A 26,715-nucleotide genomic window follows, 5' to 3' on the forward strand; every position below is an offset into this window, starting at 1 on the left:
GAAGCCTTTATTAGGCTTCTCCTTTTATTTTGAAATGAATACAATGTCCAAATGAATCCTCTACTTGTAATATTCCATCTTTGTACGTAGCAATCTTGCCAATATTTTTTAAGCTTTCACATACTTGCTCTTTTTGTTTTTCATCCGCTAATACAATTGTGAAATATTTCAAGCCAACGGAATTTGGCATTTGCGGTGGTATTCCTTCACCTTGCCACGTATTTAAACCGATATGGTGATGATAGCCACCTGCCGATACAAACAACGCGCCATTACGAGCTGGGATTGTCACTTCAAAACCAAGACCATCCACATAGAAACGTTTTGCTTCTTCTAAATCAGCTACATGGAAATGAATATGTCCCATCACAGTACCAGCTGGAAATCCATTCCACGCACTTCCTTGCTGTAATAATTCTTCGCCAGCTAACGGATTACTAACAAATGGTAGTTCTCCATTCTCATCACGCCAAACTTCTTTTTGACGATCATGATAAATTTCAATCCCGTTTCCATCTGGATCAGCTAAATAAAGGGCTTCACTAAAGTAATGGTCGGCTCCGCCGTGCAGTGGATATACCATTTCTACAAGATGACGAAGAATATTCGCTAAATCTTGTCTACTCGGTAATAAAATTGCGTAATGATATAACCCCGTTCTCCCTCTTTGCTTTGGTAAGGCTTCTTTCTTTTCTTCAATGATAAGGAGTGGTTCGTTATTTTCATTCCCAAATGTAACGACCATTTCATCTTCTTTTAATACTTTCATACTTAGTACTTCTGTATAAAACTCTAGTGATTTCTTTACATTTGATACATATAAATGAACAACATCAAGTGTTGTGTCGGGATGAAGTTGAAAACTCATCTTGTTAGCCCCCATTTCATTTAGTTCTTCTTTGACATTTTCTCTTTTAAGAAATTATCTACAAAACCGTCTGCTTTCGCAACAAATAAGTAAGCACCCATCGCTAACAATGCAAGCTCTAATTCGAAGCCAGGATTTTTTCCATCTCCTAATAAACCAGCTGACCACTTTACTTTTATGATTGCTCCAACCATAACAAGTGCAAATAATAATCCAATATATCTTACACCTAAACCTAGAATTAATAATAGACCACCAACTACTTCTGCTATTGCTACACCGTATGCAAGTCCTCCTGGTAAACCAATGCTTGTGAACCACCCTGCAATATTGTCAATCCCCGATTGGAATTTTGTTAAACCGTGCATAAAGAACGTTACCCCTAACACGATACGAATAATTAAGTTACCAATATGTTGATTCATTTCTTTCTCTCCTTTATAGTTTTCTTATACAAAACTTTTATTTACATTACAAAACATACACTAATTTTTTTTATTCGTCAATTCATTTTCACTGGGAAAAAATATATTTTTTTTGCTATGATACAAATAGTTGTTTACAAAAAAGGAGCTTGATTTTATGAATATTGGTTCTGCAATACGTGAAATTCGTCAACGTAGAGGCATAACAATCGCACAAATTTGTGAGGGAACAGGTCTTTCTAAAGGATTTATGAGTCAGGTTGAAAATAATAAAACATCACCATCTATCTCAACTTTAGAAACAATTTCCAATTTCTTAAACGTTCCCCTTCCCTATTTATTATTAGAACAAAAAGATCGGTTGAAAGTTGTTAAAAAAGTAGAGCGTAAATACAGTGTATACGGAAAAGATGAACAAAGAATTGAGCATGTTGCAGAGCAAGGTGGCCTTCGTCTCAATCTTGTAGAAATTCCTGCTGGGTTTCCGAAAGAAAACACACCAAATGCGCATGAAGGGGAAGAATGTCACCTTGTATTACGCGGAAAACTAGAAGTTCAACATGGGGAAGATATTGCAATTGTAGAAGAAGGTGATTCTTTCTCCTGGAATGCATGTGTTCCTCATATCGTTCGTAATATAGGGGAAGAAACTGCGTTATTACTCATCTCTAGTCATGCAGAAAATCGAAAACGTGTTTATTAAATAAAAAAGAAGCCTGCAAATCAGGCTTCTTTTTTATCCCCTTATAACTCCATAGCTTGTCCCAACTAGTACAGTCTTTTCGTCTTGATTGCGATAAACTGACTCGATTGAAACCTTTTTGTATCCTTCCATCTGTTCAATATTTGTTAAAGTTAATTCACAAGTGATCGTATCTCCTGTAAAAACTGGTCTAATAAACTCACTTACTAATTCTCTTGCTATGTAATGTAATTCTTCTCCTACTTTCGTTCCAATGCTAGCAGTCAATAAACCATGAACCATTAAACGTCCATTTTCATCATATTCCATATGATGTCTACCTTTATCTCCTGTAATATTTGCAAATTCAAAAACCTCTTCTTCAGTAAATCTTCTTTCGTATTTAAATACATCCCCAACTTTTATACTCATTTTTATCCCCCTAATAATAAACAGAATTTTCTTTCATTTTATCATAAAATGAGTCTTAGTTCAGTTTATATTATTAAAATATCGGGCTTTTTCCATGCTACTTTTTCTCTTTATCGGTGCCCATCTTTTTTTGCTATTTGATACCCATAGTACGCACATGTTCCATTTCTCGATAACTCTCTCACCTCAAAACCACAACTTCTATAAAAATCAAAATTACTCGCGGATGTATGTGCAAACCAGTCGCCATGTGGCAATTTTTGCAAACAAAGAGCGACAAGTTTCTTGCCTAATCCCTTCCCTCTATACTCATATTTCACAACTAAATTTACTATGTTCGCGACCATGATTCCATCAGAAATGACCCTAACCATCGCAACCATCTCTTCTTCATCCCATATCGTAAATGCCCATGTTGAATTTTCAAATGCTATCGTAAATTTTTCAATTTGCCAAGAAGGGATATTATCATTGCTCCAACCGGCATCTTCGAATAAGGTTTTAATTGCATATGCAGGTACACCATTCGTTCCCTCGCGAATAATAAGTCCATTATGATAAATGTACATGTAATCCCCCCTTTATTTTTATATACCATTCTTCAAAAGATGCAATTTACCTTTTTTCACCCAACTCGCTTAATGGAATAAACGAGAACATCCATCCCATGAAATGAAGTTGTCTTCTCATAACTAAGCCCAGTTTTTCTAGCAACAAAGATGGAGGCGGGGTGGTCCGGATTAATAAGAGAAATTAACTTATTCATTCGTAACGCTTGGAAGCCATAGTCTCGAAATGCTGCCGCTGCTTCTTTCGCATACCCTTTTCCCCAATACTGAGGCAATAGCCAATAACCAATTTCAATTTCCTCTTTTCCATCTATTTGCTGCTTTACTAATCCTGCATGACCAATTCGTATTCCCGTTTCCTTTTCAATCAATACAAATAAACCGAGACCGTTTTTATAGCTAGGAATCACCCATTCCTCCAAACTTTTTTTACATTGCATATATGTTTTTAACGTCCCATTTCCAATATAGCGCATTACCTTCTCATTTCCCCATAGTGAAGCGTAGAACTGTAAATCATCCATTGTATATTTGCGAATTTGTAAACGATCTGTATGAAACATGTCTGCACTCCTTCCCACGAATTTGTACTTACCTACACGATCATGTTTTGGATATATACTAAATGTTACTATCCATTATAAATGAACAAACGTTAAAATACAGAATATTCAATTCACGAAGAATAAAAAAAGCAGTAGACAAATATTGTCTACTGCATCCATATCATAACTAGCATAAAGAAAACTACAATTGAGGGGGGTGTAGGATTTTCAAATATACTAGATACTTATCCCGTTCTAACGGGCGGTAAACTTTTCAATTATATGAAAGTGAAAAGTTTACCGCACATAAGAACTTTTGCGGTTATTAAGAGAGCACTGTTAAATACTCAAATACACGCTGTGCTTTTTCTCCACCCATTCGTGCATGCTGAAGAAGGGAAATACCATGTGGACCAGATGCACGTAATGCTTCTGGTTGTGCTACCAAAATAGCTTGTACAACTTCTAATTCACCAAGCATAGCAGCCGCGAAAATATCCATTCGAGCGCCCTTTTCTAATAAATAAAGCGCAATATCTTTACGACCTACATGTGCCGCTGCTCCTAACGCACTTTCCCAATCTGATCCTCCCCAATTGTAAGAGGCATGAAGTAAGCTTGGCGATTCAGCCAACAGTTCTTGTACTTTTTCTAAATCTCCGTGAGCTGCCATAACAAATTCCCTTATTAACTGAGTGGTAATAATACATTGTTCTGTTCGCATCTTGCTCCTCCTTTAGAAATTCGTTTCGGTGTAAAAAATGGCTTGTCGCTTCCTTGAAAAATATCTACCTCGATGCCAAACACACGTTGAAACATTTCATGACATAACACTTCTTCTGGTATACCGTCATACTGAAGCTTCCCTCGCTTTAACACGAGTAAACGATCGCTATATTGAGCCGCTTGGTTAATATCATGTAAAACCATTACAATTGTCATACCAAACTCCTCGTTTAACCGTTTCACAAGTTCCATTACTTCCAACTGATGCACGATATCTAAAAAGGTTGTTGGCTCATCCAATAATAAGACATTTGTACGTTGTGCTAGCGTCATTGCAATCCAGGCTCGTTGTCTTTCTCCTCCTGATAAAGATTGTAAAAGGCGATATTCATACCCTTCAAGATTTGTAACAGACAATGCCCAATCAACAATTTCTTCATCTTCTTTATTTAAGTGATATCTCCATGATTTATGAGGACCTCTTCCAAATTCAATTAATTCTTTCACTGTTAAATCTAATTGATGATCATGCATTTGTGGTAACATCGCTAATTGCTTCGCTACATCGGCACTTTTCATCGTATGAATACTTTTTCCATCTAAAATGATATCTCCTTCGCTTTGTTTAAGTAGCCTTGCCATTAAACGAAGCAAAGTAGATTTCCCCGATCCATTCGGTCCAATTAAACTAACAACCTCTCCAGCTTTAATTTGTACATTCATATTTTGCATTTGAAATCTTTCAGAATGTGCGTAAAACACTTTGTTAACGGAAATCACTCTGTTTCCCTCCCCTATGAATTAAATATAAGAAGAACGGACCGCCTAAGAAGGATAATAAAATACCAACAGGCAATTCAATTGGATCGAACCAACTCCGAGCTATCGCATCCGCGAAAACAAGTAATATTCCTCCGCCAAGACATGATAATGGCAGTAAATATTTATAGTCATTTCCAACTAATAAACGTAATATATGTGGTACGACAAGACCGACAAATCCAATAAGACCAGAAACACTAACTGCAATGCCAGCTAATAACGTACTTACTACTATTAAATAAAAGCGGCTTCTCTCCACGTTATGACCTAATAACTTCGACATTTCATCTCCTAGCATTAACACTCGAATATGCTTAATACCAAAGAAGGCTAATATAATAGCGAATATTGCATAATAAACAATCATGTTTAAATGTGCCCAGCTTACACCACCAATGCCGCCCGCTAACCACGGTAACACAGATTGTACTTTGTCACTATGTAATAACATTAGCGCTGACGTCGCTGCACCAATTAACGCATTGATTGATACACCTACTAAGACAATTCTTGAAGGCGGTGCCCCTTTTTGCCATGATAAAGCATAAATAACCATCGCCGTTATGAAAGCCCCTAAAAATGCCCCGAGCGGTAAAAAAGCCATATGCTGAGGAAATAAAATCATAATTACAATTGCTACAAGTCCTGCTCCAGATGAAACGCCGAGAATACCAGGATCGGCAAGAGGGTTTCTCATAACCCCTTGCAGCAATGCACCAGATACCGCTAAACATGTTCCTACTATAAATCCAACGAGCACTCTCGGTATACGAAGGTCCCATACAATTCGATGAACTGTCGACCCCTCATCTTGTATACCTATTAGAATATCTCGTAAAGAAAAGGACAAACTTCCTGCGAAAAGACCATAAAAAAGACCTAGAATGGTTAATACTCCTAAAGTAACTGCTATTATCCATCTTTTTTTCGCAAAAGGATGTTCCTTTTCCCTCACAACTTCACTACTTTCCATACTTATCATTTCCTTACATCTTGTATACTTTTATACATAAAATCCATCGCTTCTGTGACTTTTGTTCCAGGGTTTGATCCGAATAAGTCAGGTGGTAAAATAACTACGCGGTTTTGCTTTACTGCATTTAAGTTTTTCCACGCTTCATTTTTCATCATTTCGCCTTCAAATGCTTTTTTAACGCTATTTGGATCTCCATGTGTAATTAAATAAATCACATCTGGATTCGCCTCAATAATACGTTCTACACTTAGCTGCGCATATTGCGGATATTCCTTCATTTCTGGAAAATCAGCTGCAATATTTTTCCCACCTGTTTTTTCTAAAATATCACCTGATAAAGATGTTGGTAATGCTGCTAAATAAGTACCCGGTGCTCCATACACTAGCAATGCTTTCACATCACTCTTTTTCTCATATGTCTTCATTTGATCCGTAATTTTTTTGTTAAGTTCTTTCGCTTTATCTTGTTCCTTCATTATCGTTCCATACAGTTCAATATTCTTTTGAATATCTTGTACGGAATTCGCAGAAGAAATCATTACTTTCGTCCCTTGGCCTTCAACCGTTGGAATGTTCTTTTGGAATCCATTGTTAGCAATAAGTACATCCGGCTTTAAGCTAGCAATCTGCTCAAAATTTGGCTGATGCGCATTTCCAATTACTTGTACTTTCTTTACATCCTCTGGAAGAGTTATTTTTGCATCCGGACGACCTACTATTTTCCCGCCTAAAGCGTGAATAATATTCATGTCTCCCATACTTAATGTTGCAAAACTCTCTGGCACTTTATCGAATGTTACCTTTCTTCCTGACAGATCGGTAACTTCAATTTCCTCTTTTCCTTTTTCTGTTTTTGTTGCAGACGCTTTTTCGTCTCCTTTTGCACTGCAACCTATTAATAAGAAAAAAATTGATAAAATCGCTGTGAATAGCGTAATAGATTTTTTCATTCTTTCACCTCTAACTGATAATGATAATCATTAACCACTATTCTACTTTAATTGATAAGGATTATCATTGTCAATATAAACCGCATACATTTTCTAGAAAAAACAAAAAGCGTTACAAAAAAGATTTCTTCTTTTTGCAACGCTCTATTTATCTATATTATTCACATTCGCTTCCCTCTAACTCGTCTTGCATCACTTTCACACGCTGAAAGAAAAAGAAGGATAAGCTTAAAAATATAACGATGCTCCCCATCATAACAAAAGGTTGTATTGTTTCTTTTGCTTCATTCGGAATCAATAAGCCAACCATTAACAATGTACTTACAGCGAGAAGAATTTGTCCGAAACGAGTATAATCTTCTATTTTTTCTTGTAATTTTTTCATTATATTCTCACTCCTCCATTTAACTGTATCATATTCTATTACACTTAAAGACAAGTAAATACAGCCATTCTGGGAGATGTTTTCCAAAAGAAAAAGAGCCGCTTTATGGCGGCTCTTTCATAACCATTACTCACCTTTATATGCTTTCATATAAATTTCTTTCAGCTCTGAAATGAGAGGGAGCTTTGGATTAGCTGTTGTACATTGATCTTCAAAAGCTCTTTCTGCCAATAATCCAACAACCTCTTCAAATTGGTCTTTAGCAACCCCTTGTCCTGCAATACTCATGTTTATATTTAATTTTTTTCCAAGTTCAATAATTGCTTGGACAAGTGATTCCACACCTTCTGCCACCGAACTTGCTGGAAGTCCGAGCATTCTCGCAATATGTGCATAGCGTTCATCAGCTACAAAGTGCTCATATTTTGGGAACAACGCGTGTTTTCTTGGCTTAATAGCATTATAGCGAACTACGTGTGGCATAAGTATTGCATTCGCACGCCCATGCGGAATATGGAATTCCGGTCCAATTTTATGTGCTAAACTGTGATTAATACCTAGAAAAGCATTGGCAAATGCCATTCCTGCGATTGCAGAAGCATTATGCATTTTTTCTCGTGCTTCTTCATCATTTCCATCTTTAAATGCTCTTGGTAAATATTTAAATACGAGATCAATGGCCTTTAATGCTAATCCATCTGTATAGTCATTTGCTAAAACAGACACATACGCCTCAATTGCATGCGTTAATACGTCCATCCCAGTATCAGCTGTTACATGTGGTGGTACTGTCATTACAAATTGCGGATCAACAATTGCTACATCTGGTGTTAATTCATAATCTGCGAGTGGATACTTTATATTATTTTTCTTATCTGTAATAACCGCGAATGGTGTCACTTCTGATCCTGTTCCTGATGTTGTTGGAATGGCAACAAATTGTGCCTTACTCCCTAATTCCGGATATTTACATGTACGTTTTCTTATATCTAAAAACTTCTGTTTAATCCCATAGAATGTTGTTTCTGGATGCTCATAGAAAAGCCACATCCCTTTCGCTGCATCCATAGCTGATCCACCACCCAGTGCAATAATTACATCTGGCTGAAAACTTCTCATCATTTCCGCACCTTTAAACACAGTTTCATCTGATGGGTCTGGCTCAACCTCAAAGAAAACTTCTACTTTCACATCATTTGCATGTTTACGTAAATAATGCGCGACCGTATCTACATATCCGTGCTCAACCATTCCTGGATCCGTTACAATAAACGCACGTGAAATGTTAGGCATATTTGCTAAATATGCTGTCGCATGTTTTTCAAAATAAATTTTTGGTGGTAATTTGAACCACTGCATATTCTTTTTTCTATTTGCCAACCTTTTTATATTTAATAAATGCGTCGCTGTTACATTTTGAGAAACCGAGTTTTTCCCGTAGGAACCGCAGCCAAGCGTAAGTGATGGAATAAATCCATTATATATGTCACCGATTCCACCTTGTGATGAAGGGGCATTTACAATAAGGCGGCAAGCTTTCATACGTAATCCAAATTGCTTTTGCACTTCTTTATTTACAGAATGGATAACTGCTGAATGTCCTAAACCACCAAGGTTTAACATTTCTTCGCAATATGTAAATCCTTCTTCTAATGAATTTGCTTTTACACAAGCTAATACTGGACTCAATTTCTCACGAGATAGTGGATATGCTGCTCCGATACCTTGTATTTCAGCTACAAGCATTTTTGTATTTTCAGGCACATTAATTCCAACTAATGCGGCAATATACTGTGCGGATTTCCCTACAATATCACTATTTACCGCACATGTATTTTCATTAATAACAAGTTTTTCTAATTTTCTTCTCTCTTCCTCTGTTACAAAGTAGCAATCATTTGCAATCATTTCTGCTTTCACAGCATCATAAATTTCCTTATCTATAATGATTGCTTGTTCTGATGCACAAATCATGCCGTTATCAAATGTTTTGGATAAAATCAAATCATTAACTGCTCGTTTTATATGCGCTGATTTCTCTATATAACATGGTACATTACCAGGACCTACACCTAGCGCTGGTTTTCCAGTAGAATAAGCTGATTTCACCATACCTGCTCCTCCAGTGGCCAAAACAAGCGCAACATCTTCATGATTCATTAATTGTTTCGTTGCTTCAACAGAAGGTTTTTCAATCCACTGAATACAATATTTTGGTGCCCCCGCCTTCACTGCTGCATCATATACTGTTTTCGCCGCTGCAATGGAACATTTTTGTGCGGAAGGATGAAATGCGAAAATAATTGGATTTCTCGTTTTTATCGCAATCAATGCTTTAAACATCGTTGTCGATGTTGGATTCGTTACTGGCGTTACCCCAGCTACTACACCGACCGGTTCCGCAATTTCTATTATTTCTTCATGAGGATCTTCGTGAATAATCCCTACTGTTTTATCTTTCTTTATACTATGCCAAATATATTCAGTAGCAAAAATATTTTTAATACATTTATCTTCGTATACACCACGACCTGTTTCTTCAACAGCCAACTTCGCAAGTGGCATATGTTGATCAACACCTGCTAATGCCATTTCATGAACAATGTTGTCAATTTGCTCTTGTGTAAAACTTTCTAATGCTTGTAAAGCCTTTCGACCGTTATTCACTAACGTATCAACCATCTCTTTTACTTCCTGCATTTCATTTACAACTTTCTCTTTGACTACCATGTAAATTCCTCCTATTCTGCTATCTTGGACTAAATAAGACCCTATAGGTCATAATGAGTCCCGATTAGCGCAAAAAAAATAGAGTTGCTTTCCTACATGAACCTCATTATTTGTGAAACATTTCACAAGTTTGTTCGTGAGTAACATTTCATGAACTTAATATACATGAAATGATTTCATTTGTGCATGTCTATTTTGTGAAATATTTCACAAAATATCATAATAAAAATGCACTGCCTATATGAGCAGTGCATTTTTATTATGATAACGCTTTTGCTAAATCTTCAATTAAATCTTCGCCGTCTTCAATACCAACAGAAATTCGAATTAATGTATCTGTAATTCCTAATTCTTTGCGACGATCAGCTGGGATTGATGCATGTGTCATTTGAGATGGAATAGAAATTAAACTTTCTACTGCTCCTAAACTTTCAGCAAGTGTAAAGTATTGTAATTTCTCAAGTACTTTATTTAACGTTTCTTCGCTATCTACATCAAATGAGATAATAGCACCAAATCCATTTGCTTGTTCTGTTGCAAGTTCATGGTTTTGATGTGACTCAAGGCCTGGGTAATATACTTTATTTACTTTTGGATGGTTATTTAAAAACTCCGCAATAGCGCGTGAATTCGTTTCATGCTCTTCCATTCGAATTCCTAATGTTTTTAAACCACGAAGTAGTAAGAAGCTATCTTGTGGACCAAGAATGCCTCCTGTTGAATTTTGTACAAAGTGAAGGTCTTCTGCTAATTGCTGGCTATTTACAACTACTAGACCTGCAACTACGTCACTATGACCTCCTAAATATTTCGTTGCACTATGAAGTACAATGTCTGCTCCTAAAGAAATCGGTGACTGCCAATATGGCGTCATGAATGTGTTATCAATAATTGTTAATAAATCTTTCGCTTTTGCAAGAGTAGATATTTTCTTAATATCAGTAATTTTCAGTAATGGGTTCGTTGGTGTTTCCACGTAAATCGCTTTCGTATTTGGACGAATCGCTTCTTCAACTTCCTCTAATTTTGTTGTATCTACAAATGTATGCTCAATACCGAAGCGGTTTAATACTTTCGTAATAACGCGGTACGTTCCACCATACACATCATCTGTTAAAATAACGTGGTCACCTTTTGAGAACAGCATAATTGTAGCTGTAATAGCAGCCATTCCTGAACCGAATGCAAAACCAGCATGACCGTTTTCTAATACAGCAATCATTTCTTCTAAAGCTGCACGTGTTGGGTTGCCTGTACGTGAATATTCATATCCTTGATGCTTACCAACTGCTTCTTGTTTGTACGTACTTGTTTGATAAATCGGTACATTTACAGATCCAGTTGAAGGTTCTCCTATGCGAATACCATGAATTAACTTTGTCTTTGCTCTCATTTTTTATTCCCATCCTTTGTATATGTCTTTACTTAAATAGCGCTCACTACTATCAGGAAAAATCGTTACAATATTTGTACCTGGCGCCGCTTTCTCTGCTTCAAGTAAACTTGCATGAAATGCTGCTCCGGAAGAGCTCCCAACGAGCAGTCCTTCTTTTTGCGCTAATTCCTTTACTCTTAAAAATGCATTTCGATCAGAAATTGTATGAATTCCATCAAAATAAGATGTTTTCAAAAATGGCGGGATAAATTCAAGGCCAATCCCTTCTGTTTCATGCGAGCCAGATTTACCACCATTTAAAATAGAGCCTTCTGGTTCGACAATAACCGTTTTTATATCTATATTTTTTTCTTTCAAATAAGATGCAGTCCCCATGAATGTACCACCAGTTCCTGCTCCTGCAACAAATATGTTAATCTCTCCGTTAAGTGCCGACCAAAGTTCAGGACCTAGTGTTTTGAAATATGCACGCGGGTTTGCTTCATTCGCAAACTGACTTGGAGAGTATGAATTCGGTATTTCATTTACTAACTCTTTCGCTTTTGCAATCGCACCGGTCATTCCTTGCTCAGTCGGCGTATGCACGACCGTTGCGCCTAGTGCTTTCATTAATTCTTGTTTTTCAATACTAAATTTCTCTGGTACACAAACAATAACGTGTAAATCATGTTGTAACGCTGCAAGTGCCAGTCCAATACCAGTATTTCCAGCAGTCGGTTCAATAATTGTTCCACCCTGGGTTACAAGCCCTTTTTCTAGCGCATCTTCGATTAATTCTCTTCCTAGCCGGTCCTTAACGCTTCCACCTGGGTTATAAAATTCAAGCTTTGCAAATAAACGAACCCCTTCCGGAAGTGAAAAACGAGTAATTTCTACAATTGGTGTATGACCAATTAACTCATGAACTCCACGATATATATTCATCGTGTTCTCCCCCTTATTTGCCAATAAAGAAAAGGCAACTGTATGTATTTTCTTTATATGAGACAGTTGCCTTTTTGTTACATTACTTTAACTCTTCTAGTACTTTTACGATAAAGTTTGTAGAATGAAGAGCTGCTTGATCTAAAAATTGATCAAATGAAACATTTGATTCTTTACCAGCAATATCAGAAAGTGCACGAATAATAACAAATGGGACCTCATATTGGTGGCATACTTGCGCAACAGCTGCTGCTTCCATTTCTACTGCATAAAGATCTTCAAATTTATCACGAATTGCTGCAACGCGGTTCGGATCACTCATAAATGAATCGCCTGTTGCAATCATACCTTTTACAACTTGAATATTTTCTTCTGCCTGCATACATTTCTCAGCTAATGTAACTAACGCTTCATCCGCCTTGAATCCCGGCGGCATTCCTGGTACTTGACCATACTCATAGTTAAATGCTGTTACATCTACGTCATGATGACGAACTTCTGTTGAAATAACGACATCTCCTACATTTAGAGAATGATGGAATCCACCAGCTGAACCAGTATTAATTACTTTTTCAGGCTTATATCTTTCTAATAAAATTGTCGTTGACATCGCTGCATTTACTTTACCAATACCAGACTTTAACAGGATTACTTCATGTCCTGCTAATTGTCCTTTCGTAAATTCACAACCCGCAACCGTTTCTGTTTCTGCTTGTTCTAATTTGTCACGTAAAATACGTACTTCTTCTTCCATTGCTCCAATTACAGCAATTCTCAATCTAATCCCTCTTTCTATTGCTTAGTTGCCTCCATTACCCAAACGAAATGATTTAATCTCGTAAACGTTACATGGAAGCCATTGTTTTCAAAAATAGACTGCATGACTGGAATACGTGTATAGTATTCCGTTTGCAAATCATTTGCTAACTGATGAAAACCTCTTTGTTTTGCTGTTTCAACAGTTTTATCATATGCATCTTGATCTGCAAATATCGTATCAGCAAACACTATTTTACCACCTTTGTTTAGCAATTGACTATACTTCGCAATTGCTACATTTTTTTCATCATCTGTTAAATGATGAAATGCATAGGTGCTTACTATGGTATCAATTGAATTTGGGACTTCAAATGAAAGAAAATCACCTTCTGTAATGGAAAACTCTTGCGGCAATTTCTCTTTTGCAATCATGCGCATTTCACGTGACGGCTCTATACCGTAAACTGTGCGGCCAGCAAGTAATAATTTATTTGTTAAATTACCAGTACCAACACCAAATTCTAATACATTACCAAATGACTTGTTAACTACATCCTCTAGAATGTCCTCATAATGGGCGAAAACTTCTTTATATTGTATATCTTCGCCTTGTACAAATGAATCGTACGTATGAGCCCACTCATCAAATAAACCATTAAATTCTGTACCCATAAAAATCCCCCTTTTTCTTATCGGTTTTATCAGTATGATATTCCCTCTTTCTAAAAATGTCAATTGAAATGTACATGGTATTTCCTTCTTTTCTTTGTTACACTATAGTTGATTACATAGGAGAGGGGCCGTCTTCATGTCATTTACCTTTGAAATGTTAGAAGATAAAGTAGAATTTTTTGAAGCGGGAGACTTAGCTTCTTTAGAACGAAAAATTAGTGAACAAATTGATAATAATAAAGCACTTATGCTTGAAGTTCATCACATCTCACATCAAATGGTTATGGATCCTGAAAGCAAAAGACCGTATTATAGCGCGGTTGTTCATTTTAAATTAAAAAAATTGCGTTAACAAAAAAGAGAAGCTCCTAAGGAGCCTCTCTTTTTTAGTTTAGAGTTTGAACAAGTACTGGTTTCCAGCCCTCATTCTCTACCCAATCAATATTTACATAATATCTTTTACCTGATTGTTTATCTTGTACGTTACCGTAAGCTTTATTTTTACCGTTATTTCCGATTCGATGAATAACTAATTGCTCTACTGGAACGTCAATTGCAGCTGAAATTGCTTGGTTCATCTCATTCCAATCTGCTGTACCTTTTTTAAACGTCATCGCAGGTGTTGCACCTTGCTCTGTACCTACTGGCTTCCAAGAAGATTTCGTATAAGCGTCAGTTGCCTTTGGCTGTGTTTTTTCAGCTGGTACTTTCTCGTTAGCTTTCGCTTCTTCCTCAGCTTTTTTCTGTTCTTCTTCAGCCTTTAGCTTCTCTTCTTCTTCTTTCTTCTTAGCTTCTGCCATCTCTTGCTCGTTCTTCTTCGTCTCTTCTTTTCCTTTAGCTTTCTCAGATTTATTCTCTTTCGTTGTTTGCTGAGATACTTTTTTGTCCCTAGGAGACGCTTCTTCTTTTCTTTCAGGAACAAACAATTGATATGATACAATAGCTACTAATATTAATACAATTGCGATTGCAATATTTAAAACACCGTTTTGACGACGTTTTTGTTGTTTCTGTTGGAATCTAGATCCTCCTGCCATTCTTCAAACCTCCATGCAGTTTTTCATACTTGCTATTGTAACATTAAATCTAGAAAGGTTGAACATTTACAATAATATTTTCATGAAATGAAAACATTTCACTATGAATTGCAAGATTACTTTTCCTTCTCTAATCGATAGATTGATTCTACGATAGCTTTGAAAATAGGTGTAACTTTATTTACATTGCTATTCGTTTCTATATCCACGACAACTAAAGCGTATCTTGGATTTTCATATGGAAAGTAACCTGCAAACCAACGATTCTCTTTCGTCCCTTTTCCTGTTTGTGCTGTCCCAGATTTTCCAGCGACACTTAGTGGTAACGACCTGAATGCGGCTCCTGTTCCTTTCTCCGTTGTTACAACGCTCCTTAATAACTGTTGTAATGTTTTCACTGTTTCATACGGAAGCTGCTTTCCACCTAATGCATGGTTTTCAAATGTATAAAAGTCTGTTCCATTTTTATACATTATTTTTTCAACAGCTTTTACTTCCATTTTTTCTCCATCCCTAGCAATTGTCGCCATCATATTGGCAATCGCTAGAGGTGACATGCGTACATCTTTCTGTCCAATTGCTGTTTGTGCTACCGCTTTTTTACTATTCTTATTCCCTTCATTCCCCCAAATCGTAACACTCTTCTCCTCTGGCATTTGCTCAAAATGAGTTGTATGAAATACAGAGCCTCTCCATCCAACCTTATCAGCGGCTCCTAAAGCTGCTACGTAAGTTTCTAACACCATCTTATCCTTTTGTATTAACTCGTTACCTAACTCTGAAAATGTCCTATTACAGCTTCTAGCAAAGCTCTCTTTAAAACTAAGTGTCCCCATCATAATTTGCGGGTGGTCTTCACCATATAAATCTTTATTACAATTAAATCTGCGATTAAAAACATTTCCATTTTGATCAATTATTGCCGCTGCAACTATTGTTTTAAAAACAGAACCAGGGAAATGTGGTGTTAACATTTGATTTTCAAGTGTAGTTTTATATAGCCTTTCATCTTTCACCTGTACAGATGGTTTACTGACCATCGCTAAAATTTCATTTTTCTTTACATCAAGTAACACTAATCCCCCTTTCTTTATTTCGCTTGCTTCAACTACTTCTTCTGCTTTTCGCTGTAACTCGTTATGTAAAGTAGTTTGAATCTTCACTGGGTAAAACGGATTTCCAGGCGACGTATATTTCGCTTGTTTTCCAAAAATCGGTTCTCCTTGCCGATCCACCTGATACAATACTTTCGTCTCTCCATCGGTCAAAAGAAACTCATCAAATGATTGTTGCAATCCTGAAATACCAATTGGCGTTTGCTTTGAAATTTTTCTTACTTCTCCGTATCGTTTTTGAAATTCTCGTTCATTCTCACCCACATTGCCAATTAAATGATTCACCCTGCCAGTTTGCCGTAAACGAACTTCAGCTGCTACAATACCTAATACATTTAATTGATTTACCTTCTCCATCTGCTCGCGTGCCAATCGAAATGGTCCATCTCCCCTTTGCATGATAAATGCACTTTTCTTATCTTTCATTTGACTTTCAATCTCTTGTCTCGACACACCAATGATATGCGCAATTTTCTCTAACATGTCATTTTTTATTTGTAGAAATGGAAAAACAATTAAAACGGGGTACTTTTTCTCGCCTATTTCCTTACCGTTTCGATCTATAAAATGACCTCGTCCATCATCTACCGTAATGGATTGTGTCCGTTGTGTAACACTTTTTTCAATTAAATTAATCTTACGATCCGCAAATGACTCTGTATCTATAATTTGTATTTGAATTAAACGACAAAATAAGATAAACATGACACTTATAAAACAAATTAGAACAATTATAATTCTCCGGTTTATTTTCATACAAAAACACCTCGTCTACTATAGTTTGGACGGAGTGTTTCATCTTTTATACAAATAAAAAATCACTCGCTTTTACACGAGTGATTTTCAATTATTTTACAGAGATAATCTCTACTTGCATTTCTCCACCTGGAGTTTGGATTGCTACCTTCTCACCAATTTGCTTACCTAATAAGCTTTTTGCGATTGGAGAATCGTTAGAAATTCTTCCTTCAAATGGGTCTGCTTCTGCGCTACCTACAATTGTGTAAGCTTCTTCATCTCCATCTGGTAATTCTTTAAATGTTACTGTTTTACCTAATGTAACAACTGTAGATTCTTCACCGTTATCTGTGATGATAACTGCGTTACGAATCATGTTTTCTAATTGTGTAATACGTCCTTCTACGAACGCTTGCTCATCTTTTGCTGCATCGTACTCAGAGTTCTCAGAAAGATCTCCGAAGCTACGTGCAATCTTAATGCGCTCTACAACCTCTTTACGTTTTACCGTTTTTAAATCCTCAAGTTCGTTCTCTAGCTTTTGCTTACCCTCTTGCGTCATAGGGTATGTTTTTTCTGTTGCCATATTTTCCACTCCTTTTATATACCAATCCCCCGAAAAAAAGAGGAGTTCCATATGAAAACTCCCCCGCTTATATGTAGAGCGGAGGTTTCTAGCACGCCTGTACTAGCGGAGTTGTCACATACAACCCCGTATTCCCAATTCTTCTTTATATAAAGAAGATATGTATGGAAAGTTGATATAAATATGCCCTCACCTATATATAGATGAGGTTGCATGTTTCATTGTATTCGATAGGAAGGGAAAAAATCCCTTCCTACCGTATATCTTTTACTATGCTATTACAAATTTACTTTTTGTTCAAGAATTGTTGCAATTTTTGTAACCATAATATCAATTGCAACATGGTTTTGTCCACCTTCTGGGATAATAATATCCGCAAATTTCTTAGAAGGCTCAATAAATTGATTGTGCATTGGACGTACAACATTTACGTATTGATCAATAACTGAATCCATCGTACGACCGCGTTCTTTAATATCACGCTGCATGCGGCGTAAAATACGAAGATCTGCATCTGTATCAACGAATAGCTTAATGTCCATTAACTCACAAAGACGTGGGTCTTCTAAAATAAGAATTCCTTCTAAAATGATTACATCTTTCGGCTCAACTGGAATAATTTCTTCTGAACGCGTATGCAATGTATAGTCATATACAGGCTTATCAATTTGCTCATATGCAAGCAACTGCTGCAAATGTTCAATTAACAGATCATTATCAAACGCAAGCGGATGATCATAATTTGTTTTTAAACGCTCTTCCATTGGTAAATGGCTTTGATCTTTGTAATAATAATCTTGCTCTAAGATTAAAATAGAATGACCTTTAAAATGGTCAAAAATCGCTTTCGTTACACTCGTTTTACCTGATCCCGAACCACCAGCAATTCCAATTACAACAGGCTTATTCGTCCCCATTCGACTACCACTCTTTCTTATTGAAGTATGCTTTTGCGCATCATATTATTCACATACACTCGTTGATCCACTTTGAATTTCACGATTTGCAACGGATGTCTCGCTGCATCTAATTCGTTTCCATCCTCATCCCAAATTTTCTCCACCGTTTGCGTAAAGTTTTCTATTTCTGGTCCAAAGAACTCCACTTCATGTCCTGGTTTGAAATGATTACGTTGCTCAATCGTTACGATGCCCGTTTCTTCATTATAATCTAACACTAAACCAGCGAAATCATACGTTGTTTTCTTACTATGATTTCCAAACATTTGCTCTTGATGTCCTGGAACCCCTTCAAAGAATGCAGGAGCTGTATCACGATTTGCACATTTATCCAGCTCATCTAACCATTCTTGTTTAAACTCAAAGTTATCAGGATCCGCACAATATGCATCAATTACTTTACGATATACTGTCGCTACAGTCGCTACGTAATGGATTGATTTCATACGTCCTTCAACCTTTAAACTATCAATTCCAATTTCAATCATTTTCGGAATTGATAAAATTAAATTTAAGTCTTTTGGACTCATTGCAAAGTGAGCATCTTCTTCTTGGAATAAAGGAAGCTCTTTTGCATCTTTATGTTGTGATACTGTTTGAACTAAATCATAGTCCCAGCGACAAGATTGACAACAACCACCACGGTTAGAATCACGCGCTGTCATATGGTTACTTAATGTACATCTTCCTGAATATGCGATACACATTGCACCATGGACGAATGCTTCAATTTCAATATCCACTTTTTCTTTAATCTCTTTCATCTCTTCATAGCTTGCTTCACGAGCTAATACAAGACGATGTAAACCTTCTTCTTTCCAATACTGTGCTGCTTTCCAGTTGGATAGTGATTGTTGTGTACTTAAATGCACCTCAACAGAAGGTGCTACACGTTTACACGTCTCAATAATAAGCGGATCAGCAACGATAATTCCCGTTACGCCAGCTTTTTCAATCCCTTTTAAATATTCCTCTAGCCCGTCCATATTTTCATTATGCGCAAAGATATTTGTTGTTACATATATTTTTGCTCCATATTTCTTTGCAAATTCCACACCTTCTGCCATTTCTTCCAGTGTAAAGTTACCTGCATTCGAACGAAGACCAAATTCTTGTCCACCTAAATATACAGCATCTGCCCCGTAATGGATAGCTACTTTTAATTTTTCTAAGTTACCCGCAGGGATTAACAGTTCAGGTTTCTTCACAATAACGCGTTTGCCATCGATCACTCGTGAAATTTCTTGTACAGTCATTTCCTACACCCTCCTCGTTTAGTAAACCGTCTCTTTAAAGAAGAATCCTGTATCTAACGGACGATTTACCGGTTGCATTTCTTCTATCTCTTTATATAAATCGTCTTTCACGTCATAATACGCATCACGATCTTCTACACATAAATCAATTGCTTTACGATATTTCTTCGTTACCTCAATAATGTATTCAGAGCTTTTTAGTACACCATCAACTTTTAAGCTATCGATTTCAGCATCAATTAGCTCTTCTAACTCATCAATGAAACAAATATCGTTTGGACTCATAATGTGAGTACCATTTTCATCTTCATAAATTGGATATTTATTGTTACGCTCTGGGTCATATAAGAACATATTCTCTTCATATTTTTTCTTTTCAATGTCAAGATGACGTCCTTGATACTCAAAGTAGTTTCCTACTAATGAACGCTTCGATTGGAACATACAAGTCATACCGTGAATTTGTACTTCAAGTTCCACTTCAGCATTTTCTTTTAATTCAACAATTTCATCTAAGCTAAGCTCACGAGCTAATACAGCACGTTTTGCTCCTCTTTGTCCCCAGTAGTTACAAGTAAACCAGTTTGTTGCAGTTGTTTCTGTATTCCAGTGCAGTTGCATATTTGGTGCAACTTCGCGAACCGCCATCAATACCGCTGGATCTCCGAAAACAATTGCATCTACATGTACTTCGTTTAAAAATGCAACATAATCTGTTAAGTCTTCAACTTTATCATTGTGGAACATCGCGTTCATTGCTACGTATACTTTTACACCATTTTCATGTGCAATCTTCACAGCTTGTTTCACATCTTCACGTGAAAATTCCCCTGCTAAACGTAAACCAAACTTTTGCTCACCGATCATTACCGCATCTGCTCCTGCTTTCGCAAGAGGTTCGATATCCGCCACTGCTTTTGGCGTTACTAACAATTCAGGTTTCTTCATACCTTGGTCACCCTCTCTTTTTACTAACAGCTACTCCATCACCAATTGGAAAAATCGTTGTATCATATCCTTCATGGTTCATAAGCCATTCATTGTACGTCTTAATACGACGGATTAAACCACGTGTACGTCTGTTTTCAATTTTCTCCTTAGTCGTTACAAGGCCATGGTACATAACATTATCTGAAATAATTACGCCACCAGGATTTAATAACGGTTCATATAAGTCAAAAAAGCGACGATATTGTCCTTTTGCTGCATCAATAAAAATAACATCAAATGTTCCATGTTCTTCTACTTGCTCGCCTGTTTCTAACGCATCACCGTAAATAACGGAAATACGCTCTTTAACTGGTGAACGTTCTATATATTCAAGTGCTTTTTCATATCGCTCGCGATTGCGCTCAACTGTCACAATGCGAGAATTTGGAATAGCTTGCATCATACGAATACTAGAATAGCCAATTGCTGTACCAAGCTCTAAAATGCTTTTTGGTCCAATTAAACGTAAAAATTGCAACATAAATTCCATTCCAAGTCGATCCATAATCGGCACATGTTTTTCTTTCGCATAGTCTTCCATTTCAAGAATTAATTTATCTTTCGGATCAATAAATGATAATAGGTACTCGTTAACTGCATCCTCCATAATGGTCCTCCTTATTTACATGGAGAAGTGCCTCTATGACGTCTTTTCACACATAGAATGCAATAAAAATACAAGCCAGCTTTACCCTTAGCTTGTACGTCCCGTTTTGATATTAAAAACGATTCTTCTGCCAGTTTTTAACCCGATATATTTTACCACAAAAAAGAGGGATGTGCGACCTTTTTCGCTATCCCTCCCCATTTCACTGTTTTTTCGTAATGTATTTTTGCTTTAATGCATTATGCTCTTCCAATGTTTTCGCATAGTACACTTCACCAGTTGGTGCAGCTAAGAAATAATAATAAACTGTTTGAGCAGGCTCTAACGCCGCTTCCACTGAATGTTTACCAGAGTTTGCAATCGGACCAACTGGCAATCCTTTTACAACATACGTATTATACGGTGAGTTTATCTTTAAATCCTCGTATAATACACGCTGCTTATGCTTTCCAAGTGCATATAATACCGTTGGATCCGTTTGCAGAGGCATACCCTTTGCTAAACGATTATAAAAGACACTAGAGATTTTTTGACGATCTGTAAAGCCTGTTGCCTCTTCTTCAATAAGTGAAGATAATGTTAAAAGCTGATGAACATCCCAGTTTTTCGCTTTCATTTTCGCCTCGTTTTGAACGATGATTGCATTCGTCTTCTCAAGCATAGAAATTACAATTTCTTCTAACGTCGTATCTTTTTTATAGAAAGAGTACGTCGCAGGATATAAATAACCTTCTAATGGATATTTAATATTGCTATCAAAGATTTTATCCGTTAACAACTTCGGATACTTTTGCTGCATTTTTTGAATAAACGCTTTATCGTTTAATTGACGTACGACATCATCTTTATTCCACTTTAATTCATTTGCAACCGTTTCTGCAATTTCAGTTACTTGTGCACCTTCTTTTATCGTCACTTTATAAAGAGCTGGACGATGTACGTTACCCGATGACATTTGTTCAATAACATCTTTCGCACTCATTGAAGGATTTAATAAATATGTACCCGCTTGTAAATTTTTAGATTTAGCCTTTGTATAAAAACTAAAAACTGTACCGTTTTTCACAGCACCTTTTTCTTCTAAAATCTCACCAATTTTACTAGTAGATGATCCCTTTGGAATTTCTACTTCAATCTCTTTTTTATTCCCGCTATCAACTGGTCCTAATGCGAATGAAATATACGCATAGACTGAACCACAAACTAAAAGCAGTGCAATAATCGAAAATAAAAAAATGCGTCTACGCTTCTTTTTCACTTGATTCTCTACCAAAACTCTTCCTCCTTATTCAATTGTAGGCCATATGTACATCTTTCTATACAACACAATGAAAAATCACAATAAACTTACCTATCATTTTTGACAGATACTTTATTTTTCTACAATCCGTCTCATTATACTACAAAGGATTACGCAGTTTCGACAAAAAATCTTTCATTTTACATATAAAGTGAAACTTTAATCAGTGGGGGTTTTCTTCATCCCCCACTGATTATCAGCCCTCACCAATCGGACTTTAATGGGCAGCCCGCCCCCCACCTAACTTCTTTGCTTTCGCTGAATTTTGAGGTGAGGGTCTTACTGCCCATTAAAGCGGGATAAAAAAAGATGGACGATATATCGTCCATCTTTTCAGTACTTATTATTCAGCTTCTTGCTCATCAGCTAGAGTGTTGAACATTTCTTGTACCATTTCCCACTCTTCTTCAGATTCGATTGGAAGTAAAGTTCCGCCCTCTTCTTCGTTTTGCTCATAAGCCATTGCATCATAAATTTGGTCTCCATCTTCGTCTACTTCACCGATTGGAGAGAAGACTACGTATGATTTTTTGCCAAATTTTTCAGCGTCAAAAGTGAAAATAATTTCACATAAATGTTCGTTACCTTTTTCGTCTACAATTGTAATTTGATTTTCTTCCATTTTGGTCACCTCTTATTTACTATCTAAAAATCCTTGTAAGATTACGACTGCAGCCATCTTATCAATTACTTGCTTTCGCTTCTTACGGCTTACATCGGCTGAAATGAGCAGACGTTCCGCTGCCATCGTTGACAAACGCTCGTCCCACATTACAACGTCTAATTGTAACAGCTCTCGTAGGTTTTCTGCAAATTGTTGGCATGCTTCACCACGCGGGCCAATTGTACCATTCATATTTTTAGGTAAACCTACTACTATCTTGTCCACATCGTACTGTTTTACTAACTCAGAAATGCGGTCAAAACCAAATTGACCTCGTTCTTCGTTAATCTTGATTGTTTCAAGTCCTTGCGCTGTCCAACCCATTTCGTCGCTAATTGCAACTCCGACTGTTTTTGTACCTACATCTAAACCTAATATCCGCATAAATTACTCCTCACGATGATGTTTCAAGTAAGACTTCACAAGCTCTTCAATTAATTCATCACGTTCAAGCTTGCGAATGATGCTTCGTGCATCTTTATGGCGAGGTATGTATGCTGGGTCTCCACTTAATAAGTAACCGACGATTTGGTTAATCGGATTATAGCCTTTTTCTTGAAGTGCATCATACACAGTTAAAAGTACATCATTTACATGGACACTCTGTTTTTCATCTTGAATGCTAAACTTCATTGTTTTATCAAAACCGTCCATTTCAAGCACCTCACTTATATAGTAAGTATAGGGAGAAGAACTTCTCCTCTCCCTACCATTGTACACTACTATCTCTTTATTTTGAAACAGATTTAACGTACTCTTGTACAAATGCTAAAGCTTCCTCAACTTGCGCTGGGTTTTTACCGCCCGCTTGTGCCATATCAGGACGGCCACCACCGCCACCGCCACAACGAGAAGCTACTTCTTTCACAAGTTTACCAGCATGGTATCCTTGGCTAATTAAATCTTTTGTTACGCCAGCTAAGATGTTTACTTTATCATCATTTACAGACGCTAATACGACAACTGCAGATTGTAATTTATTTTTTAGGTCATCCATCATCGTACGTAAGTTGTTCATATCTGCAACATTTACTTTTGCCGCTAATACATTCACGCCATCAACTGTCATTACTGAATCAGTTAAGTTTCCAGCTTCAATGTTACTTAATTTTGCTGCAAGAGATTCGTTTTCTTTTTGAAGTTGTTTTACTTCAGCAAATAAACCATCTACTCTTGTTAAAATATCTTTCGGATTTGTTTTCATTTTTCCTGCTGCTTCTTTTAATAAACCTACTTGATCGTTCATTAATTCGTATGCAGACTTACCAGTTACCGCCTCAATACGACGAGTTCCTGCACCGATACCAGACTCAGCAACGATTTTGAAAATACCGATAGAAGCTGTGTTATCAACGTGACAACCACCGCAAAGCTCTAAGCTGTAATCGCCAACTTGTACAACGCGTACAACATCACCGTATTTTTCACCGAATAATGCCATTGCACCCATTTCTTTCGCTTCTTCGATTGCTTTTTGAGAAATCTCAACATCAATACTTTCCCAAATTTTCTCGTTTACGATACGCTCAATTTTTTCTAATTCGTCAGCTTGTACTTGACCGAAGTGAGAGAAGTCAAAGCGTAAACGTTCAGAAGTTACAAGAGAACCTGCTTGGTTAACGTGCGTTCCAAGTACATCTTTCAAAGCTTGGTGTAGTAAGTGAGTTGCTGTATGGTTTTTCACAACGCTACCACGGTTTTTCGTATCGATAATAGCTTTCACAGCTGCATCTTTCGTTAATGTACCTTCTTCAACAACAACTTTGTGCAAGTTTTGGCCGTTTGGTGCTTTTTGTACGTCTTTTACAAGAACTTTCACACCGTCAGCAAGAAGGTAACCACGGTCTGCAATTTGTCCACCGCTCTCAGCATAGAATGGTGTTACATCAAGCATTAATTGTCCTTCTTCACCAGCTTGTAAGCTGTCTGTGTATTCGCCGTTTTTCACAAGTGCAACAACGTTACTTTCTGTCGCTACTGTACCGTAACCAACGAATTCGCTCGCTACTTTCACTTCTCCAAGGACACCACCTTGAACTTGCATAGAATCAACGTCTTGACGAGCAGCACGTGCGCGCTCACGTTGTTTTTCCATTTCATTTTCAAAGCCTTCATGATCAACTGTCATACCAGCTTCTTCTGCATATTCTTCTGTTAATTCAATTGGGAAACCGTATGTGTCATATAGACGGAACGCATCTACTCCAGAAATAACAGTTGTTTTTTCTTCTTTTGCTTTTGCGATAACTTCAGCTAAAATTGCTTCACCATCATGAAGTGTTTCGTGGAAACGCTCTTCTTCATTTTTCACAACTTTTGCGATGAAATCTTTCTTTTCAAGTACTTCTGGATAGAAGTCTTTCATTACTTCTCCAACAACCGGTACTAATTCAAACATGAACGGACGGTTGATGTTTAATTTCTTAGAGTAACGAACAGCACGGCGTAATAAACGACGTAATACATAACCACGGCCTTCGTTAGATGGAAGAGCACCGTCACCAACAGCGAATGTTACTGTACGGATATGGTCAGCGATTACTTTAAACGCCATATCTTTTTCTAAGTCACCATTACGATATTTCTCGCCTGAGATTGTTTCTGTTGCACCAATCATTGGCATGAATAAGTCTGTGTCAAAGTTTGTAGGCACATCTTGAACGATAGATGTCATACGCTCTAGACCCATCCCTGTATCGATGTTTTTCTTAGGAAGTGGTGTATATGAACCATCTGGATTATGATTAAATTGAGAGAATACAAGGTTCCATACTTCTAAGTAACGCTCGTTTTCTCCGCCTGGATATAATTCTGGATCACTAAAGTCATTACCGTAAGCTTCTCCGCGGTCATAGAAAATCTCTGTATTCGGTCCACTTGGTCCTTCACCGATATCCCAGAAGTTTTCTTCTAAACGGATGATGCGCTCTTTTGGAACGCCCATTTTCTCATTCCAAATTGTGAATGCTTCTTCATCTTCTGGATGGATTGTAACTGATAGTAATTCTTTATCGAATCCGATCCACTTGTCGCTCGTTAAGAACTCCCAAGCCCAAGTAATTGCTTCTTCTTTAAAGTAATCACCGATTGAGAAGTTTCCTAACATTTCAAAGAATGTATGGTGACGAGCTGTTTTCCCTACGTTTTCAATATCGTTTGTACGAATTGATTTTTGAGCATTTGTAATACGTGGATTTTGCGGGATCACACGTCCATCAAAATATTTTTTTAATGTTGCTACACCACTATTAATCCATAAAAGAGATGGATCCTCATGTGGAACTAGTGATGCACTAGGTTCTACTGCATGCCCTTTTTCTTGGAAAAAGTCTAAAAACATTTGACGAATTTGTGCGCCTGTTAGTTGTTTCATTGTATTTTCCTCCTTAAATATAAAAAACTCCCGCCCCTATAAAAGGGACGAGAGTTAACTCGCGATACCACCCTAATTATGAATTGATTACTATACAAATCAATTCATCACCTCATGGTGCCGTAACGTGGCAAGACGGCAGTGATTAGCTGCTCTCAGGATTAGCTTTCTGTTACCCTTCATTTAAAGCTTCTTTCAGCCATATGGAAGCTTCTCTCTATAAATGGAC

The 26,715-nt window shown here is 37.0% G+C and carries 29 protein-coding genes and 1 other annotated feature (1 of these 30 cut by a window edge); of the genes, 2 read left to right on the forward strand and 27 right to left on the reverse strand.

Going from position 1 to position 26,715, the window contains the following annotated elements; all coding sequences use genetic code 11:
• Positions 1-10: 10 nt before the first annotated feature.
• Together AAG068_RS21885 and AAG068_RS21890 are read right to left on the reverse strand one after the other, a co-directional pair.
• A complete protein-coding gene (locus AAG068_RS21885; protein ID WP_342715791.1) occupies positions 11-868 on the reverse strand; it encodes a VOC family protein in 858 nt (285 codons plus the stop codon).
• Between the two features lie 20 nt (positions 869-888).
• Positions 889-1,293, reverse strand: a complete 405-nt coding sequence (locus tag AAG068_RS21890; protein ID WP_342715792.1) for a DoxX family protein — start codon at positions 1,291-1,293, stop codon at positions 889-891.
• Positions 1,294-1,450: 157 nt separating this feature from the next.
• On the opposite strand from AAG068_RS21890, the gene AAG068_RS21895 reads away from it, so the two are divergent.
• Positions 1,451-1,996 (forward strand): helix-turn-helix domain-containing protein, encoded by a 546-nt coding sequence (locus AAG068_RS21895; RefSeq protein WP_001020700.1) that lies wholly within the window; start codon positions 1,451-1,453, stop codon positions 1,994-1,996.
• Between the two features lie 33 nt (positions 1,997-2,029).
• On the opposite strand, the gene AAG068_RS21900 is transcribed toward AAG068_RS21895, so the two are convergent.
• The 13 genes from AAG068_RS21900 to AAG068_RS21960 all read right to left on the reverse strand — a co-directional run bounded on the left by AAG068_RS21900 (position 2,030) and on the right by AAG068_RS21960 (position 13,861).
• Positions 2,030-2,407 (reverse strand): MaoC/PaaZ C-terminal domain-containing protein, encoded by a 378-nt coding sequence (locus AAG068_RS21900; RefSeq protein WP_151633631.1) that lies wholly within the window; start codon positions 2,405-2,407, stop codon positions 2,030-2,032.
• Between the two features lie 110 nt (positions 2,408-2,517).
• Positions 2,518-2,976 (reverse strand): GNAT family N-acetyltransferase, encoded by a 459-nt coding sequence (locus AAG068_RS21905; protein WP_048531313.1) that lies wholly within the window; start codon positions 2,974-2,976, stop codon positions 2,518-2,520.
• Positions 2,977-3,032: 56 nt separating this feature from the next.
• On the reverse strand, positions 3,033-3,539 hold the full coding sequence (locus AAG068_RS21910) for a GNAT family N-acetyltransferase (protein WP_000469127.1): 507 nt from the start codon (positions 3,537-3,539) through the stop codon (positions 3,033-3,035).
• 307 nt (positions 3,540-3,846) lie between these two features.
• Positions 3,847-4,245: an ankyrin repeat domain-containing protein gene (locus tag AAG068_RS21915; protein ID WP_342715793.1), complete on the reverse strand. Its 399-nt coding sequence runs from the start codon at positions 4,243-4,245 to the stop codon at positions 3,847-3,849.
• A complete protein-coding gene (locus AAG068_RS21920; RefSeq protein WP_342715794.1) occupies positions 4,209-5,027 on the reverse strand; it encodes an ABC transporter ATP-binding protein in 819 nt (272 codons plus the stop codon). Before AAG068_RS21920 ends, AAG068_RS21915 begins: the two co-directional genes overlap by 37 nt.
• Positions 5,014-6,042: a FecCD family ABC transporter permease gene (locus AAG068_RS21925; protein ID WP_342715795.1), complete on the reverse strand. Its 1,029-nt coding sequence runs from the start codon at positions 6,040-6,042 to the stop codon at positions 5,014-5,016. Before AAG068_RS21925 ends, AAG068_RS21920 begins: the two co-directional genes overlap by 14 nt.
• Positions 6,043-6,047: 5 nt before the next feature.
• Entirely contained in the window at positions 6,048-6,995 is a 948-nt protein-coding gene (locus AAG068_RS21930; protein ID WP_342715796.1) for an ABC transporter substrate-binding protein, read from the reverse strand.
• 157 nt (positions 6,996-7,152) lie between these two features.
• Positions 7,153-7,380 carry a YrhC family protein gene (locus AAG068_RS21935; protein WP_342715797.1) on the reverse strand — a complete coding sequence of 76 codons (228 nt, stop codon included), beginning with the start codon at positions 7,378-7,380 and terminating at the stop codon, positions 7,153-7,155.
• Positions 7,381-7,506: 126 nt separating this feature from the next.
• Positions 7,507-10,110: a bifunctional acetaldehyde-CoA/alcohol dehydrogenase gene (gene adhE / locus AAG068_RS21940; protein ID WP_342715798.1), complete on the reverse strand. Its 2,604-nt coding sequence runs from the start codon at positions 10,108-10,110 to the stop codon at positions 7,507-7,509.
• 259 nt (positions 10,111-10,369) lie between these two features.
• Positions 10,370-11,503, reverse strand: coding sequence for a bifunctional cystathionine gamma-lyase/homocysteine desulfhydrase (locus AAG068_RS21945; RefSeq protein WP_342715799.1), 1,134 nt, complete (start codon positions 11,501-11,503; stop codon positions 10,370-10,372).
• Between the two features lie 3 nt (positions 11,504-11,506).
• Positions 11,507-12,430 (reverse strand): O-acetylserine dependent cystathionine beta-synthase, encoded by a 924-nt coding sequence (locus tag AAG068_RS21950; protein WP_342715800.1) that lies wholly within the window; start codon positions 12,428-12,430, stop codon positions 11,507-11,509.
• A gap of 82 nt (positions 12,431-12,512) precedes the next feature.
• Positions 12,513-13,208: a 5'-methylthioadenosine/S-adenosylhomocysteine nucleosidase gene (gene mtnN / locus AAG068_RS21955; protein ID WP_048531328.1), complete on the reverse strand. Its 696-nt coding sequence runs from the start codon at positions 13,206-13,208 to the stop codon at positions 12,513-12,515.
• A 14-nt stretch (positions 13,209-13,222) separates the two neighbouring features.
• Positions 13,223-13,861 (reverse strand): class I SAM-dependent DNA methyltransferase, encoded by a 639-nt coding sequence (locus tag AAG068_RS21960; RefSeq protein ID WP_098670110.1) that lies wholly within the window; start codon positions 13,859-13,861, stop codon positions 13,223-13,225.
• Positions 13,862-13,997: 136 nt separating this feature from the next.
• Here AAG068_RS21960 and AAG068_RS21965 point away from each other — a divergent pair, with 136 nt between their 5' ends.
• On the forward strand, positions 13,998-14,213 hold the full coding sequence (locus AAG068_RS21965) for a YrzA family protein (RefSeq protein WP_000010984.1): 216 nt from the start codon (positions 13,998-14,000) through the stop codon (positions 14,211-14,213).
• A 34-nt stretch (positions 14,214-14,247) separates the two neighbouring features.
• Here AAG068_RS21965 and AAG068_RS21970 read toward each other — a convergent pair whose 3' ends face one another.
• The 12 genes from AAG068_RS21970 to alaS all read right to left on the reverse strand — a co-directional run bounded on the left by AAG068_RS21970 (position 14,248) and on the right by alaS (position 26,486).
• The gene (locus tag AAG068_RS21970) at positions 14,248-14,898 is read right to left on the reverse strand and encodes a YrrS family protein (protein ID WP_342715803.1); all 651 of its coding nucleotides are present in this window, start codon (positions 14,896-14,898) and stop codon (positions 14,248-14,250) included.
• A gap of 116 nt (positions 14,899-15,014) precedes the next feature.
• Complete coding sequence (locus tag AAG068_RS21975) at positions 15,015-16,769, reverse strand: peptidoglycan D,D-transpeptidase FtsI family protein (RefSeq protein WP_342715804.1); 1,755 nt, start codon at positions 16,767-16,769, stop codon at positions 15,015-15,017.
• Positions 16,770-16,860: 91 nt separating this feature from the next.
• Positions 16,861-17,337 (reverse strand): transcription elongation factor GreA, encoded by a 477-nt coding sequence (gene greA / locus AAG068_RS21980; RefSeq protein ID WP_000179963.1) that lies wholly within the window; start codon positions 17,335-17,337, stop codon positions 16,861-16,863.
• A 278-nt stretch (positions 17,338-17,615) separates the two neighbouring features.
• Complete coding sequence (gene udk / locus AAG068_RS21985; protein ID WP_000537078.1) at positions 17,616-18,254, reverse strand: uridine kinase; 639 nt, start codon at positions 18,252-18,254, stop codon at positions 17,616-17,618.
• Positions 18,255-18,271: 17 nt separating this feature from the next.
• Entirely contained in the window at positions 18,272-19,552 is a 1,281-nt protein-coding gene (locus AAG068_RS21990) for a peptidase U32 family protein (RefSeq protein ID WP_000217970.1), read from the reverse strand.
• Positions 19,553-19,570: 18 nt separating this feature from the next.
• The gene (locus tag AAG068_RS21995; RefSeq protein WP_342715806.1) at positions 19,571-20,500 is read right to left on the reverse strand and encodes a peptidase U32 family protein; all 930 of its coding nucleotides are present in this window, start codon (positions 20,498-20,500) and stop codon (positions 19,571-19,573) included.
• A 7-nt stretch (positions 20,501-20,507) separates the two neighbouring features.
• Entirely contained in the window at positions 20,508-21,149 is a 642-nt protein-coding gene (locus AAG068_RS22000; protein WP_342715807.1) for an O-methyltransferase, read from the reverse strand.
• Between the two features lie 202 nt (positions 21,150-21,351).
• Positions 21,352-22,422, reverse strand: coding sequence for an endolytic transglycosylase MltG (gene mltG, locus AAG068_RS22005; protein ID WP_342715808.1), 1,071 nt, complete (start codon positions 22,420-22,422; stop codon positions 21,352-21,354).
• Positions 22,423-22,792: 370 nt separating this feature from the next.
• The gene (locus AAG068_RS22010; protein ID WP_000392247.1) at positions 22,793-23,071 is read right to left on the reverse strand and encodes a DUF1292 domain-containing protein; all 279 of its coding nucleotides are present in this window, start codon (positions 23,069-23,071) and stop codon (positions 22,793-22,795) included.
• Positions 23,072-23,083: 12 nt separating this feature from the next.
• The gene (ruvX, locus tag AAG068_RS22015; protein ID WP_001221197.1) at positions 23,084-23,497 is read right to left on the reverse strand and encodes a Holliday junction resolvase RuvX; all 414 of its coding nucleotides are present in this window, start codon (positions 23,495-23,497) and stop codon (positions 23,084-23,086) included.
• Positions 23,498-23,500: 3 nt separating this feature from the next.
• Positions 23,501-23,767, reverse strand: coding sequence for an IreB family regulatory phosphoprotein (locus tag AAG068_RS22020; protein WP_000348590.1), 267 nt, complete (start codon positions 23,765-23,767; stop codon positions 23,501-23,503).
• 76 nt (positions 23,768-23,843) lie between these two features.
• Positions 23,844-26,486: an alanine--tRNA ligase gene (gene alaS / locus AAG068_RS22025; RefSeq protein ID WP_342715809.1), complete on the reverse strand. Its 2,643-nt coding sequence runs from the start codon at positions 26,484-26,486 to the stop codon at positions 23,844-23,846.
• 40 nt (positions 26,487-26,526) lie between these two features.
• Positions 26,527-26,715: a binding site (T-box leader), on the reverse strand; it runs 31 nt beyond the window's last position.

The sequence above is a fragment of the Bacillus paramycoides genome (assembly GCF_038971285.1).
Lineage (GTDB): Bacteria > Bacillota > Bacilli > Bacillales > Bacillaceae_G > Bacillus_A.